The organism is Thermodesulfobacteriota bacterium (assembly GCA_040755095.1).
Lineage (GTDB): Bacteria > Desulfobacterota > Desulfobulbia > Desulfobulbales > JBFMBH01 > JBFMBH01.
Genome location: JBFMBH010000046.1, coordinates 1 through 13,379, shown reverse-complemented (window position 1 = coordinate 13,379; position 13,379 = coordinate 1). Strand labels below are relative to the sequence as shown.

12 protein-coding genes are annotated in these 13,379 nt (G+C 69.8%); 11 read left to right on the top strand and 1 reads right to left on the bottom strand.

Annotation, left to right across the window (positions count from 1 at the left end; genetic code table 11):
• The coding region (locus tag AB1634_08935; GenBank protein MEW6219640.1) for a tetratricopeptide repeat protein at nucleotides 1–1,246 on the top strand (1,246 nt) is incomplete at its 5' end.
• Here the strand turns inward: AB1634_08935 and AB1634_08930 are convergent.
• Nucleotides 1,209–3,254, bottom strand: coding sequence for a DUF2723 domain-containing protein (locus tag AB1634_08930; protein MEW6219639.1), 2,046 nt, complete (start codon nucleotides 3,252–3,254; stop codon nucleotides 1,209–1,211). The two genes, AB1634_08935 and AB1634_08930, sit on opposite strands and share 38 nt — an antisense overlap.
• 76 nt (nucleotides 3,255–3,330) lie before the next feature.
• Between AB1634_08930 and AB1634_08925 the strand changes: the two genes are divergently transcribed.
• From AB1634_08925 to AB1634_08880, 10 genes are all read left to right on the top strand, one after another.
• Nucleotides 3,331–4,062 carry a polyprenol monophosphomannose synthase gene (locus AB1634_08925; GenBank protein ID MEW6219638.1) on the top strand — a complete coding sequence of 244 codons (732 nt, stop codon included), beginning with the start codon at nucleotides 3,331–3,333 and terminating at the stop codon, nucleotides 4,060–4,062.
• Nucleotides 4,063–4,105: 43 nt separating this feature from the next.
• The gene (locus AB1634_08920; protein ID MEW6219637.1) at nucleotides 4,106–5,014 is read left to right on the top strand and encodes a glycosyltransferase family 2 protein; all 909 of its coding nucleotides are present in this window, start codon (nucleotides 4,106–4,108) and stop codon (nucleotides 5,012–5,014) included.
• Nucleotides 4,978–5,904: a glycosyltransferase family 2 protein gene (locus AB1634_08915; protein ID MEW6219636.1), complete on the top strand. Its 927-nt coding sequence runs from the start codon at nucleotides 4,978–4,980 to the stop codon at nucleotides 5,902–5,904. The genes AB1634_08920 and AB1634_08915 overlap by 37 nt, the downstream gene beginning before the upstream one ends.
• On the top strand, nucleotides 5,901–6,806 hold the full coding sequence (locus AB1634_08910) for a hypothetical protein (protein MEW6219635.1): 906 nt from the start codon (nucleotides 5,901–5,903) through the stop codon (nucleotides 6,804–6,806). Before AB1634_08915 ends, AB1634_08910 begins: the two co-directional genes overlap by 4 nt.
• A gap of 37 nt (nucleotides 6,807–6,843) precedes the next feature.
• Nucleotides 6,844–8,304 carry a radical SAM protein gene (locus tag AB1634_08905; protein MEW6219634.1) on the top strand — a complete coding sequence of 487 codons (1,461 nt, stop codon included), beginning with the start codon at nucleotides 6,844–6,846 and terminating at the stop codon, nucleotides 8,302–8,304.
• Between the two features lie 37 nt (nucleotides 8,305–8,341).
• A complete protein-coding gene (locus AB1634_08900) occupies nucleotides 8,342–9,451 on the top strand; it encodes a radical SAM protein (protein ID MEW6219633.1) in 1,110 nt (369 codons plus the stop codon).
• On the top strand, nucleotides 9,448–10,479 hold the full coding sequence (locus AB1634_08895; protein ID MEW6219632.1) for a radical SAM/SPASM domain-containing protein: 1,032 nt from the start codon (nucleotides 9,448–9,450) through the stop codon (nucleotides 10,477–10,479). The genes AB1634_08900 and AB1634_08895 overlap by 4 nt, the downstream gene beginning before the upstream one ends.
• Nucleotides 10,476–11,702, top strand: coding sequence for a class I SAM-dependent methyltransferase (locus AB1634_08890; protein MEW6219631.1), 1,227 nt, complete (start codon nucleotides 10,476–10,478; stop codon nucleotides 11,700–11,702). The genes AB1634_08895 and AB1634_08890 overlap by 4 nt, the downstream gene beginning before the upstream one ends.
• Nucleotides 11,699–13,063 (top strand): glycosyltransferase family 4 protein, encoded by a 1,365-nt coding sequence (locus tag AB1634_08885; protein MEW6219630.1) that lies wholly within the window; start codon nucleotides 11,699–11,701, stop codon nucleotides 13,061–13,063. Before AB1634_08890 ends, AB1634_08885 begins: the two co-directional genes overlap by 4 nt.
• A 15-nt stretch (nucleotides 13,064–13,078) precedes the next feature.
• Nucleotides 13,079–13,379: CmcI family methyltransferase (locus AB1634_08880; protein ID MEW6219629.1), on the top strand; the 301-nt coding region annotated here is incomplete at its 3' end.

Genomic DNA, 13,379 nt, shown 5'->3' with positions numbered 1-13,379 from the left:
CTTCGCGGTGGCAGACCGGCTGCTGGCCAGGGCGCTGTCCCAGCCCACCGAGCGGCAGCTGACCCTGGCCTTTCTGGGGCTGACCATCCTGTTCAGCCTGTCGTGTCTCGGCACCACCTGGCGCAACCACGACTGGCGCAGCTCCCTGGCCATCTATGGCGATGCGGCCCGGAAGTCGCCGGCCAAGCCCCGGGCCCTCATCAACTACGGCATCGCCCTCCTCAACTCCGGACAACCCGAGGAGGCGGTCCGGATCCTGGAGAAGGCCATCGCCCTGGGCCGCCCCGGCTACGAGGATTACCTCAAGGCGGGCAACAACATCCTGGTGGAGCATCTGCGCCGGCAGGACTACCAGGGAGCCATCGAGCGGGGGACCACGCTCCTCGCCGAGATGCCGCCGGGCGCCAACGCCGCCGGTCTGCCCCGGCTGCTGCTCAACCTGGGCCACGCCCTGCTGCGGACCGACCGCTTTGTCGAGGCCCGCCGGGCCTTTCTGGCCGGGCTGCGCCAGGACCCCAGGGAGGTCTACCTCCTGGTGGTCCTGGAGCAGCTGTACCGGGCGGCGGGCCAAACCGAGGAGGGACGGCGGCAGCTCAGCCTGACGGGGGAGGAATTCGAGCCCCTGGTGCGCGTGGCGCGGGACTTGGCGGGCTTGCGGGAATACCCCACCGCCCGCCGCTATCTGGCCAAGGTCCTGGTGCACGAGCCAGGGCATGAGGAGGCCACCGCGGTCGCCGCCGAGCTGGATGCCCTTGCCGCCGCCAACGAGAAGGCTCGGGAGCTGAGCGCCGGCGAGCCGCCGGGCAGTGTCCGCTCCCGGCTGGGCCGAAGCCTGGTGGGCACAAGCCGCTTCATCATGGCCCGCTACCGGCCTTTGCGGCCGGTGGTGCCCTCCCTCCTCTCCCTGGCCACCCGCCTGGACCCGGACTCGCCATGGCCGCCGCTGGTGCTGGCGCGCTGGCATCTGGCCGCCGGCCAGCCCCAGGCGGCTCAGGCGGTCATCGCGGCGGCCTTGCCGCGGCGGGAGGGCTTTCCGCCCTTCCTGGAAGCCGCGGTGGATACCTGCCAGGCCCTGGGGGATACGAAACGCGCCGCCGCCACTGCGGCCCATCTCCTGGATCTGTACCCGGGCCACCCCGACTGGGAGCGGCTGGAGCACCTGAGCTCCCAGGCCGGCGGCCAGGGGGATCGACCGCCGGCCGCGACGCTCAGTCCGCTGCCGGCAGCGGTGCCAGCTGGCTCATGATCGCCTGCGCATGCTCCCGCAGGGCCCGGAAGGACTCGCTGTGCGGCGCCGCCTCCAAGAAGCGGCCCAGGTGCCAGGCGGCCCGACTGGCGTCCCGGCGATGGCGGAAGAACGACAATCCCAGGTAGTAGTCGGAAAGCACATCCGCGGGATCCTGGGCGGCCAGGAACAGGCAGAGATCCCGGAAGAGATCCCCCCCCAGGACCAGCTCCGGATGCAGGCCCTGCTCCCGGCGCAGATAACGGAGCCGCCGCAGGTATTGCTGCAGGATGGAGCTGTCCGTCGGACCGGCAGCGGCCAGGTCCGTCAGCCGCAGCCAGGCGAGGTAGCCGGCCAGGTGCCCGGCGTTGGCCTGCAGCATTGCCCCCCGGGTCGGGATCTCGCTGATGGGCAGCCAGCGCAGGCAGATGCCCGTGGCCACAGGGGCCAGGCCGCTGTCCTCCGAGAAGGCCTCCGGCACCGGCAGCGGCTCACCGAGGGTGTGCACCGGCACCCCCGCCTGGACCAGGGCCGCCACCAGGGCGGCAGTGCTCATCGCCGCCGGCAGGCTGGCTACCAGCTCCTCGCCCCCCACCGCCGCCAGCCGGGCGCGCAGCCGCACCGCCACCCGGTCCCGGTAAGGACCGCTCCTGGCCATCGGCCAGATCACCGGCAGCACGTCCGAGCGCATCCCCTCCACCTGCTGGAGGAAGCAGACGGCAAAGGCCTCGCTGTCCGTGGCCAGGAAGAGCACCCCCTGGGGGGCGCAGCTCATCAGGGCATCCCGGCCGTGCTGCAGCTCGACATCCAGGCCCTGGCGCCCCAGGGTCTCCCGCCCCTGCCAGCTGGCAGCCCACAGGCCGAGGAGGGCCACGGCGACCAGAGCGGGCAGCCGGGGATCCCGCCTGGTCAAGGCCGCAAATCCGGTGTCCAGGGCCAAGAGGGCAGCGATGGCGGCCACCAGGTTGGGCATCAGGTACATGCGGGGGATGATCTCCTGGCGCACCAGCTCGGTGGCCGGGGCATTGACCATGGCCATGAAGATAAAGACCCCGGCCAGCCACAGCGCCACCACCAGATCCACAGCCCGGCGGCGCCAGAGGGCCGCAGCCGGGAAGACAACAGCCAGCAGCCCCGCCGCCGGGGTCAGGCCCTGGCCGCTGGCCAGTCCTTCCAGGAGATAGAGCCTTGGCCAGAACCAGGCCGCCAGGCTGGCATCCCCCTGGGAGGCCAGCTGGAAGGTGCCGTAGAGCCGCCGCAGGAAGAGGTCCGCCAAGTCGGCCGCCGAGTGGACCGCCAGGCCCAGGCAGCTCACCGGTCCTCCCGGCTGCAGGCTGGCCAGAACCGGCTGCAGGTAGAAGGCGAGCCCCACCGCCAGCCCACCGGCAAAAAGGCCGCCGGCCGGCAGCAGCAGCCGGCGCTCCGGCTGCCGGCGCCAGGCCGCCAGCCAGGCGGCCAGAAAGCCGGGCACGAGGAAGGCCAGGCTGTGATGGTTGGCTGCCCCCAGCCCGGCGACGAGGCCCAGCCACCAGGCGCCGGGCAGGAGCGCCGAGCCGGTCAACAGCCGGCAGCTGACCAGAACCCCGGCTGCAGCCAGCAGCAGATGCAGGCCAAAGACCTCGGCCACGGTCAGCCAGCGGAGATTGAGGGGCGACAGGACGTAGCAGACGCCCAGGGTGAAGACGGCCAACGGATGCAGGCCCAGCCGGGCCAGGCCCCGGTGGAGGCAGACCAGGGCCGCCAGAAAGCAGCCGGTGGAGAACAGGTTGTAGACGAAGACGACGTTGGCGGCCGGCAGGAGGCGGGCAAAAAGCCAGGAGAGGGTGACCCACAAAGGGTAGCCCGGCGGGTGGGCCACCCCGAGGTTGACACTGGCGCCTATAAGCTCCGCCGAGTCGGCGCCGCCGAGCCGGGAGCCGGTGGTGCCCAGATAGACCACGGCCGCCAGGAGACCGAGGCCGGCCGGCAGCCAGGCCATCCAGGCCGGCCACGGATCAGGGCTGGCGACCGATTTCCCTTTGACAGACATGGCGGGCCTCAACTATCCTCCAGAAGGATTGTTTTTATTATCAAGTTGTTACCGAGGGATGCCGCTTCAAGCTGCCATGGACATCCAAAAAGGACTCGTCATCGTCCCGACCTACAACGAGCGGGACAACATCGCCGAGTTGGCGGCCGAGGTCCTGGCCGTGGACCGGCGGCTGGACATCCTGTTCGTGGATGACAACAGCCCGGACGGCACCGGCCAGCTGGCGGACCGCCTGGCCGGGGACAACGCCCGGATCCAGGTGCTGCACCGGCCCCGGAAGCTGGGCCTGGGCACCGCCTATCTGGCCGGCTTCCGCCAGGCCGTGGCGGCGGGCTACGACGTGGTCTTCGAGATGGACGCGGACCTGTCCCACCATCCCCGGTATCTGCCGGATCTTCTGGCCGCGATCCAGGACTGCGATCTGGCCATCGGCTCCCGGTACAGCTTTGGCGTCAATGTCGTGCACTGGCCCATGCACCGGCTTCTCCTGAGCTACACCGCCAACCTCTACACCCGGCTCGTGACCGGCATGCCGGTGCACGACGCCACCAGCGGCTTCCGCTGCTACCGCCGCCGCACTCTGGAGGCCATCGCCTTGGACCAGGTGGTCTCGGAGGGCTACGCCTTCCAGATCGAGATGGCCTACCGCTGCTGGCGCAAAGGGCTTCGCCTCCGGGAGGTCCCCATCATCTTCGCCGACCGGCACCGGGGCGCCACCAAGATGTCCCGGCGGATCATCGCCGAGGCCCTGTGGATCGTCTGGCGTCTCCGGCTGGCCAGCCTCTTCGGCCGGCTGGAACGGGCCTGACAGCCTCACCCCATTCCCGACCCCCAGCGAGACGACAACAGCCATGACCGAGCCGCCATCCCGACCCGAGGTCACTGTTCTTCTGCCAGCGTACAACGAAGAGGCCAGTATTGGCGAGACGGTCACGGCCATCCGCGCCCGGTATCCCCAGTTCGAGGTGCTGGTGGTGGACGACGCCTCCACCGACCGCACCATGGCGAAGGCCTTCGAGGCCGGCGCCCACGTCTGGCCCCATCCCTACAACATGGGCAACGGTGCTGCCATCAAGACCGGCCTGCGCTGCGCCGCCGGCGACTGGGTGCTGATGATGGATGCCGACGGCCAGCACGATCCCGCCGACATTGGCCGGCTGCTGGCCGAAAAAGAGCGCTACGACATGGTGGTGGGGGCCCGCACCGCCCAGTCCGAGACCGCCTGGCACCGGGACCTGGCCAACGCCATCTACAACGGCTTTGCCTCCTACGTGACCCGGTTCAAGGTCCAGGATCTCACCTCCGGCTTCCGGCTGGTGCGGCGGGAGACGGCCAGGAATTTTCTGTACCTTCTGCCCAACACCTTCTCCTACCCCTCCACCCTGACCCTGGCCTACTTGCGCTCCGGCCGCAGCCTGTGCTACGTGCCGATCCGCACCCGACCCCGCCGGGGCAAGAGCAAAATCCGCCTGCTGGAAGATGGGATCCGGTTCCTCCTGATCATCACCCGCATCGCCACCCTCTACTCACCCTTCCGGGTCTTCATGCCGACGAGCCTCTTCTTCTTCTGCACCGGCGTGCTGTATTACGGCTACACCTTCATCACCGAGCACCGGTTCACCAACATGAGCGCCCTGCTCCTCACCTCCGCCGTCACCATCTTCATGATCGGCCTCGTCTCGGAGCAGATCTCCCAGATGCGCTTCGACCGGACGGAGGGAGAATGCTCGCGGAGTCAACCGACAACCGTGGCAGCCTGACCCCTGCGCCCCCCCCTCTGGTCTCCATCGGCATGCCCGTGTACAATGAGGCGAGATTCCTGGAGGAGTCTCTGGCCGCCCTCCTGGCCCAGGACTATCCGCACTTCGAGATCATCCTCTCGGACAACGGCTCCACGGACGGCACCCGGGCCATCGCCGAGCAGGCCGCAGCCCGGGACCCACGCGTCCGGGTGGTAGGCTTTCCCGAGAACCGGGGCGTGGCCGCCAACTTCATCCAGGTCTACTCCCTGGCCACCGGCCAGTACTACATGTGGGCCTCCGGCCACGACCTGTGGTCCAAGAATCTCCTGGGCGAGATGGTGGCGCTCCTGGAAAGCCATCCCCAGGCAGCCCTGGCCTTCGCCACCTCCGCCTGGATCGATGCCCAGGGCGCACCTCTTGCCAAGGAGTACGGCTGGACCGACACCCGCGGCATGGACGTCGTCGGGCGCTACCTGACGGTGCTGTTCGGCAATGTCCACCCGGTCCTGGGCCTCATGCGCATGGCCTACCTCCAAGAGGTGCCCGGCTTTGCCCGCTGCCCCGGGGCGGACCTCATCCTCCTTTCGGAGCTGGTCTTGAAGGGCGATTTTCTCCACGCCACCCAGGCGGTCTGTTGGCGCCGGGCCATCCGGGCCGCCGAGTCCCATGCCGAGCGCATGGACCGCTACCGGAGCCGGCAATTCGACCCCGCCGGCGCGGATGCCAGCCGTTATTTTCCCCTGTTGGCCCTGCCCCGGGAGCTGTTGCGGGTGCTCTGGCGGGCCCGGCTGCCCTGGATGGACAAGGCGCTCATCGGCCTCAGCCTCGTCACCGCCCTGCCGCTGCGCTACCTGACCGGCAGGAGGGAGACCGCCAGCCGCCTGCGGGCGGCAGCGCCTCAGCCATGACCGGCTGGCCGCGACGTGCTCTGGCCTGGGCGCAGAGGATCTTCACCCCCCTGGCCCTGGTCTTCATTGCCGTGACCGTGTGGCGGAGCCGAGCCAGCCTGGAGGAGCTGGCCGCCGGCGCCCGGATCGGCCGGCTGGCCCTGGCGGTCGCCATCTGGAGCTGCCTGCAGTTTCTGGCCCCGCTCTTCTCCCGGACCGTGCTGGCCGCAGCCGACGTGCCGGTGAGCTTCCGCCGGGCCTGGACCATCCATGTCCGGCGCCTGCCGGCGCGCTACCTTCCCGGCGGCATCTGGCACACGGTGGGCCGGGCCGCGGACTACCACCAGTTCGGGGTGCAGCCCCGGCGCCTTGCCCTGTTCTTCTTTCTGGAGACCGGCCTGGCACCGGCCCTGGCCCTGCTTCTCGGCGGCTTTTGTCTTTTCGTCCAGCTGGGCAGCTCTCGGTGGGGCTTGGCTGGGGCCTTGGGCATGGCCGCCGGCGGCCTGGGCCTCGGCCTCATCCCGGTCCTGGCGCACCGCTTCATGCCGGAGACCGGTGGCCTCACCCTGGCCCGGTATCTCAAGGCCACCGGGATCATGGGCCTGTTCTGGCTCGGCGCCGGCGCCACCTTCGTGACCTATCTGTCGGCCTTCGGGGAGGGCCTCCTGGGGGACGGTCCTCTGGCGGTGGCCGGCACCTACCTCTTTGCCTGGGCGGTGGGCAACCTCACCATCTTCGCGCCCCAGGGCCTCGGCGTCTTCGAGATGGTGGCAGGCGGAATCTTGCACGGGGCCCTGCCCCTGGGCAGCACCGCTGCCCTCATGGCCGGCTTCCGGCTGGTGGTCCTGGCTTCCGACCTCATCGCCTGGGCCTTGGGGGAGGCCGGACAGCTGCTGCTCCCCCTGGAAGTCGAGGCCCCCTGACTGGCACGACCCGCGACGCGCCCAATAAGGAGATCCCTTGGACCCGGTCCTCTTCATCAACCCGCCGCTGGCGGACTCCAGCCAGACCAGAAACTTCCTGCCGCCCACCTCGCTCCTCTACCTGGCCGGCACCCTGAAGGCCAGCGGCTTTGCGGCCCGGCTGCTGGATCTCAACCTGGAGCGGCCCTGGCAGCACGCTGGCGACACGGCGGCGGACCGGCTGGCCAGCGCCGTGCATCAGGCCATCGCCGAGACCCGCCCCGGGCTTATCGGCATCACCTGCGCCTTTGCCGGCCAGTTCCCCCGGGTGCGCCAGCTGGCCGCGTGGTGCAAGGCCGCAGCCCCGGACACGCCGGTGGTGCTGGGCGGCACCCATCCCACCTTGTTCCCGGCGGAGATCCTGCGCCACTGCCCGGCGGTCGACTTCATCGTCATCGGCGAGGGCGAGACCCAGCTGCGGGAGCTGGTGGCGCACCTGGCCACGGGCGGGGCGGCGCCGCTGCCCGCGGACGGCTTCGCTTACCGCGACCACGGCGAGATCGTGGTGCATCCCAAGACCCGTTTCGCCGCCGATCTCGACGCCCTGCCCTCCCCGGACTACGGGCTCATCCGCTTCCCGGACTACCAGCGGGACGTCTCGGCCTGGTACAACCCCCATGGGCTGCCCATGCCCATGGCCATGCCCCTGGTCACCAGCCGCAGCTGCCCGCACCGCTGCCCGTTCTGCTCCATGTGGCTGGTCATGGGACCGCGGTTCCGGGCCCGGAGCGCCATCCATGTCGCCGACGAAATCCAGCTCCTCATGGAGGAGCATGGCCAGCATTTCTTCTACGTCATGGACGACAACTTCACCTTCGACAAGGCCCGGATCCTGACCCTGGCCGAGGAGGTGCTTCGCCGGGGGCTCCGCTTCCAGTTCATGACCCCCAATGGCCTCAATGTCCGGACCCTGGACCGGGAGACTGTGGACGCCCTGGCCGCCATGGGCGCCATCCGCATCACCCTGGCCATCGAAAGCGGCTCGGACTTCATCCGCAACCACATCATGCGCAAAGGCCTGCCCCGGGAGCGGATCTTCCGGGCCATGGACAATCTGCGCCGCTACCCGCACATCCAGGTCATGGGCTTTTTCATCATGGGCATGCCGGAGGAGACCGCCGCCACCCTGGAGGAGACCGTGCAGCTCCTGGACGAGATCCAGCTGGACGGCTTCCAGATCTTTCCGGTGACCCCGTATCCGGGCACCGCCCTCTTTGCGCAGTGCCTGCGGGACAACCTGTTCCTCATGGAGATGGACCTGCCGTCCCTGTGGGAGATGGACTGGCTGGGCTATTTTTCCATGCGCTTCTTCATCAAGCCCTATGCCATGACCATAGACGAGCTGGCGGCCTGCAAGGAGCGGTTCGACGCCCTGGCGAGCGCCGCCAGCCAGCGGCTCGCCATGCGCTTTTCGCCCGGGCGTGCCGAAAGCCCCCGGCCAGGCCCCATCGCCCTGTGAGCCGGCCGCCTGTTGCCGGCGGCCAAGGAAGACCCCTATGCCCCCCAAGCCCCTGCCGGCGGACAGCTGCGACCCGGAGCGCATCCGGGAACGGCTGGCCAGCATCCACCAGGCCCTGGCATCTTGCACCCTCCGGGTGCTGGTCGTCGAGGCCACGCCCCAGTGCAACCTGGCCTGCGTCTTTTGCGGCATGCACAGCCGCGAGCTGGCTGCCGGCCGATACGCCCAGGGCCGCCAGGCCAAGCCCCGCGGTCCCATGACCCTCCAACTTTTCCGGGAGGTCGTGGACAAATGCCGCGGCAGCGAGCCGCTCCGGGTGCTTTATCTTCACGGCAACGGCGAGCCGCTCCTCAATCCCGCCCTGCCGGACATGGTCGCCCTGGCCAGCCAGGCAGCCATCGCCCAGGAGATCGTCCTGGTCACCAACGGCGTGCTCCTCACCCCGGCGCGGCTGGCAACACTCGCCCGGGCCGGCCTGACCGCCGTGCGGGTCAGCCTGGACGCTGTTTCCCCGGACCGCTACCGGGCGGTCAAAGGCGCCGATCGCTGCCACCAGGTGCTGGACAACATCGACGGCTGCATCGACCTCATCCGCTCGGAGCGGCTGCCGGTCCGGCTGGCCCTCTTGTGCAGCGAGTCCCGGGGCGCCGACGATCCCCTGAACGGCGAGCCGGCCCGGATCCAGGACCGCTACCAGGCCCGGATCCAGGACCTGCCCCAGGTGACCATCACCGCCCGGGTGATCTTCAACTGGGTGGACTCGGTGAAGCGCCTCACCGACGGCGGCCCTTTCCGCCGGCCGGCGCCCTGCGAGCAGCCGTTCTATCTGCTCATGGTGCACGCCGACGGCGACATCTCCATGTGCTGCGCCGATACCCGGAAGGATCTCGTGGTGGCCAACATCCGCCAGATCGGCGGGCTTGCCGAGGTGCTCGCCTCGGAGGCCTTGAATGGCCGGCGCCGGGCCCTGCTCCTCCAGGACTTCAGCACGATTCCCGCCTGCGCCTGCTGCGAGGTATACTCGTTTGTGGACCAGGCCCTCCTGGACGACTGCGACGCTCTTTTGCGCCTGCTGCCCGGCCACCCCCCACCCGCCCCGGCCCCGGTGCAGGCCGCCGGGGCCGGGATGCCGGAGGATCCCCGATGAAGGCTGCTGTGAAGCCGCGTATCGAGCTGGAGAACCGCACCCGGCTGGAGACGGTCATTCCGATCCCGGTGCCGTTTCTCGTCTTCCTCGACCCGTGCGACCTGTGCAATTTCCAGTGCAAGTTCTGCCCCACCGGCAACCGGGAGCTGATCCGCAGCATCAGGCGGCCGTCCGGGCTGATGGATTTCGACCTCTACCGGAAGGTGGTCGACGACCTGGCCGGCTTCGGGGCGCCGGTCAAGGTGCTGCGCCTGTACAAGGACGGCGAGCCGCTCCTGCATCCCCGGTTCGCGGACATGGTCCGCTATGCCAAAAAGAGCGGTTGTGCCCTGCAGGTGGACACCACCACCAACGCCTCCCTGCTCAATCCGGAGCGCAACCTCGAGCTCATCGCCGCTGGCCTGGACCGGATCCACATCTCCCTGGAGGGCATGTCCGCCGAGGCCTACCAGGAGTTCAGCCGCTATCCCCTGGACTTCGACCGCTTCGTGGACAACATCCGCCATCTTTACGAGCACCGGCAGCAGTGTCTGATCTGTATCAAGGTCATCGGCGACGATCTCGCCGAGGAGGAGAAAAGCCGCTTTTTCGAGGTGTTCGGCAACATAGCCGACCGGGTATTCATCGAGCACGTCGCCCCCTGCTGGCCGGGCTTCCAGATGCAGGGCGTGGCCCCCAACCCTGATTGCGGCATCTACGGCCAGGCGATCCGGGAGGTCACGGTCTGCCCCTACATCTTCTATTCCCTCAGCATCAACACTGATGGCACGGTCAGCCTCTGTTTTCTCGACTGGTCCCATGAGCTCATCATCGGCGATCTGGCGACCGAAAGCCTGGTGGATATCTGGAACGGCGACCGGCTCTACGAATACCGCCGGCTCCATCTCCAGAAGAGGCGCGCCGAGCACCCCATCTGCGCCGCCTGCGGCCAGCTGTCCTACTGCATGCCGGACGATATCGATGCCCATGCCGCCGACCTGCTCCAGCGCCTGGAGACGGCCAGGGCTCAGGCCGGGCGGCCCCGATGACGATCCTGTCCGATAGCGCCTGTCCGTTGTGCCAGGGCTCCGACTGCCCGGGCCTCCTCCGGCTCGACTGCGGCAACCTCGACGGCTCGACCCTCTATCAGGAGCTGCGGCTCCATGCCTGCAGCCGCTGCGGCCATGTCTTCAACGCCCTGACTGCCCGGGAGCTGGCAGGCCTGGCCGCCTACTACCACCAAGAATATGCCGCCAGCAACCTGGGGGCCGCCGCGACCGGCGGCGACCGGCCGGGCAGCGCCGATCCCCTCACCCGGCAGCGCTACCAGCAGCTGGCCGCAGCCCTCATGCCCCATGTCCGGCCGGACGACCGGCTCCTGGACGTGGGCTGCGCCCTGGGCGGCTTTCTCCTGCACTTGGCCGGCCAGGGCTTCCGCCACCTGGCCGGGGTGGAGATGACCCAGGCCTATGTGGAACGGGCCCGGGAGGTCTGCCCCTTCCCGGTGGCGGCAGGCAGCGCCGAGGCCCTGCCTTTCGAGGACCACTCCTTGGACGCGGTGGTCCTGGAGCAGGTGCTGGAGCACCTGGCGGCGCCGGGCCAGGCCCTGGCCGAGGCGAGACGGGTGCTCAGGCCGGGCGGCATCCTCTGCCTCGGCGTACCGGACGCGGCAGCCTACCAGGAGCAGCCGTTTTTCGACTTCTACTGGCTGCTCCTCCGGGAGCACATCCAGCATTTCGACGCCACCGCCATAGCCTGGCTGGGGGCCCGCCACGGCTTTACGCTGCTGGCTGCAGCCCACACCACCCACGCGGTCATGAGCCCAACCATGGTCATGCCCAACCTCTACGCTGTCCTGCGCGCCACCGGCCCCGCGGATCCGGCCGCCGCCGGCTGGCCGGATCCCGGGCGGCTGCGGCAGAAGATGACAGCGTATCTCCATGAGCAGCAGGCCCGGCGCCAGCGGCACACCGCCATGCTGGCCGAGCTGGCCAGGGCGGGCACGCCGGTCTATGCCTGGGGCGTTGGCCGGGAGCTGCTCTACCTCTGGGCGGCCGGCCTGGCTGCCTGCCGCATCCAGGGGCTCATCGACACCAGCCCCCACAAGCAGCGACACTGCACCTTGGGCGGCCGGCCCATCGGCGGCAGCGAGGTTCTGGGCCAGGCCGCGGCGGAGGCCACCCTGCTCATCACCGCCGTGGCCCACACCGGCCCCATCGCGCAGGCGGCCCGGGCCCTGGGCTTTCCCGGCTCCATCCTGTCCTTGGCATGACGCTCCGCATTCTGCACATCACCCCCCACCTGGGCGGCGGGGTGGGCACGGTTCTCCTGCGCTACCTGCAGGCAGAGGCACGGCTCCGGGACCGGGAGCATGCCGTCGTCTGCCTCGACTACGCCAACCCCAGGGCCGCGGCAGCCTGCCAGGCCATGGCCGTCGCCCTGCGCGACCGGCTGGCCGCCCGGCCGCAGGCGATCGCCGGCGCCATGGGCGGGGCCGACCTGGTGCTGGTGCACTGGTGGAACCATCCCCTGCTCTTCGCCTTCCTGGTCCGGGAGGCGCTGCCGCCCGTGCGCCTCCTCCTCTGGAGCCACATCTCCGGCCTCTTTCCGCCCAACGTCTTCTCCCCGGCGGTCCTCGCCTACCCCGATCTCTTCGTCTGCACCAGCCCGGTGAGCCTGGCGGCGCCGGAGGTTAAGGCCCTGCCCGACCAGGCCCGAGGGCGGCTGCGGCTGGTGTGGTCCACGGGCGGGGTGGAGTACCTGGCCGGTCTGGCGCCGCAGCCCCACGAGGGCTTCGTGGTCGGCTACATCGGCACGGTGAGCCCCTGCAAGATGCACCCGGATTTTCTGGCCATCTCCAGCCTGATCGACCTGCCGGAGGTCCGGTTTGTGGTCTGCGGCGGGCCGGAGGAGGGCCTCCTTCGTCAGCAGGCAGAGGACCGTGGCCTGGGCCACCGCTTCCGGATCCTCGGCCCGGTGGACGACGTGGCCGCGCAGCTGGCGGGATTCGACGTCTTCGGCTATCCCCTGGCGCCGGACCACTACGGCACCTGCGAGCAGGCACTGGGGGAGGCCATGGCCGCCGGGGTGCCGCCGGTGGTCCTGGACAACCCGGCCGAGCGCCAGATCGTGCACCACGGGGTAGACGGCCTCGTGGCCGCCGGCGGCCAGGCGTACGCCCAGGCGATTGCCGATCTGTGCCGCCGGCCCGACTGGCGGCGGCAGCTGGGGGACGAGGCCCGCCGCACCGCGGCCGAGCGGTACTCCCTGCCGCGCATGCAAGAGGCCTGGGAGACCATCTTCCGCGAGGCCCTGGCCTGGCCGAAGCGGCCGCGCTGCTGGCCAGGCGCTGTCCAGGGCCCGGCCGCATCACCGGCCCAGATCTACTTGGAATCCCTGGGCGTACACGGTAACCTGTTCGCGAGCACCCTGGCGGCCGCAAGCCCAGGCGACCGCCAGACCGCGTGGGCGGCCATCCGCCGCCTCGCCGCCGCGCCCCGTTGGCAGGCAGCCACCCGGGGCACCCCGGCCCACTACCACAGCTTCTTTCCCGAAGACCCGCATCTGGAGCGCTGGCACCGGGTCCTGTCCGGCCCGGGGCCCGCCCTGCCAGGCGGCCATCCCCGTCCGTGAGGCAGCCGAGCCACCATGAGCGACCAGGAAAAGGACCCCACCGCGGTCTTCTTTGAGGAGCGGGCCACCAGGACCAGGGCGGACCGGGACGATCCGGCCCTGCAGGAGGCCGCTGCGGCCTTCAAGCGGGAGATCGTCCGCACCCGTTACAGCTTCAACTTCTCCTGGCTGGGCCGGCCGGTGATCCAGATCCCCCAGGACCTCATGGCCCTGCAGGAGATCATCTGGGAGGTGCGGCCGGATTGTATTGTCGAGACCGGCATCGCCCGCGGCGGCTCGCTCATCTTCTACGCCTCCATGCTGGAGCTGCTCGGCC

Coding starts and splice junctions, on each gene's coding strand:
- AB1634_08930 (MEW6219639.1), bottom strand. CDS start 3,254: ATGTCTGTCAAAGGGAAATCGGTCGCCAGCCCTGATCCGTGGCCGGCC.
- AB1634_08925 (MEW6219638.1), top strand. CDS start 3,331: ATGGACATCCAAAAAGGACTCGTCATCGTCCCGACCTACAACGAGCGG.
- AB1634_08920 (MEW6219637.1), top strand. CDS start 4,106: ATGACCGAGCCGCCATCCCGACCCGAGGTCACTGTTCTTCTGCCAGCG.
- AB1634_08915 (MEW6219636.1), top strand. CDS start 4,978: ATGCTCGCGGAGTCAACCGACAACCGTGGCAGCCTGACCCCTGCGCCC.
- AB1634_08910 (MEW6219635.1), top strand. CDS start 5,901: ATGACCGGCTGGCCGCGACGTGCTCTGGCCTGGGCGCAGAGGATCTTC.
- AB1634_08900 (MEW6219633.1), top strand. CDS start 8,342: ATGCCCCCCAAGCCCCTGCCGGCGGACAGCTGCGACCCGGAGCGCATC.
- AB1634_08895 (MEW6219632.1), top strand. CDS start 9,448: ATGAAGGCTGCTGTGAAGCCGCGTATCGAGCTGGAGAACCGCACCCGG.
- AB1634_08890 (MEW6219631.1), top strand. CDS start 10,476: ATGACGATCCTGTCCGATAGCGCCTGTCCGTTGTGCCAGGGCTCCGAC.
- AB1634_08885 (MEW6219630.1), top strand. CDS start 11,699: ATGACGCTCCGCATTCTGCACATCACCCCCCACCTGGGCGGCGGGGTG.